The 847-nt window shown below is 45.0% G+C and carries 1 protein-coding gene; it reads right to left on the bottom strand.

Translation table 11 applies throughout. The annotated features are described in order from the left end of the window. Positions 1–341 (bottom strand): hypothetical protein (locus tag FGE21_RS20240; protein WP_218062811.1); only part of this gene is annotated, 341 nt, incomplete at its 3' end. Positions 342–847 lie beyond the last annotated feature (506 nt).

Consider the following 847-nt stretch of genomic DNA (forward strand, 5'->3'; position numbering starts at 1 on the left):
CCAGTTTTCTGGGACCACTTCACCGTTCCCATACCGGGGGTTCCTAGCCCATAGTAGTCAGAGAGTGCTTCCAAAGAATTCGTGAAGCTTGTGGAATCGATACCGTTTGGGCCAACACTAATGGATTGAATGGCAGGTATTCCATTCGTACCTGCAAATCTTACCTCTCCTTGGTCTAACTCGTCATACCGACCATATTCATAGTATTGTGTCGCCCCAGTTGTGCCGTTGACCACAACTACACCGGCATGACCGAGACCAGGAACGCTAATGGCCTGACCTGACACTCCCGTCTGGATTGGATAACTAGGCCAAACAATTGGTATAACGTAATCTGTCATTGAAACATCCTTAGTGCGAAGGTATTTTAAAACTGGGTTCATACGATCAATGTGCCGCGCGGCTGTCAACAGTTGGGGGATCAGGTTTGCTAGAAATTTTTAGGAGTTCGGTTTTGTGGATCATGGTTGCGTTGGCCGTGACCATTTATGCGGGCTATCTGCATCTCCAAATTTGGGACACGAGAGGTGTAAACAGATTTCTGACAGCTTATAATGGCTTTCTAAGGAGCGCGGCAGAAGCCTCGTGTGTTAAAAAAGTTCAATCATTGAAACAGCTAAGAGAAATGGCTGGCGCGTAGATGATAATATTCACAATTGGCGTTTGGATTGTGGGCAGTCTCAAGAGTACGTTGATGAGTTAGAAAGCGATTCAAATAGCGTTCGTATATATATCAATCCTGCAATGCCAATTTCGAAAGATCCCGGAGTGGTTTTTCGATTTAATGCCAAAGGATGCTTGGAAAGTAGAAAGTAAATGAAATTAAACGGTCGTTTTTGTCACGCTC

It is taken from the genome of Phaeobacter sp. B1627, assembly GCF_006265095.1.
Lineage (GTDB): Bacteria > Pseudomonadota > Alphaproteobacteria > Rhodobacterales > Rhodobacteraceae > Epibacterium.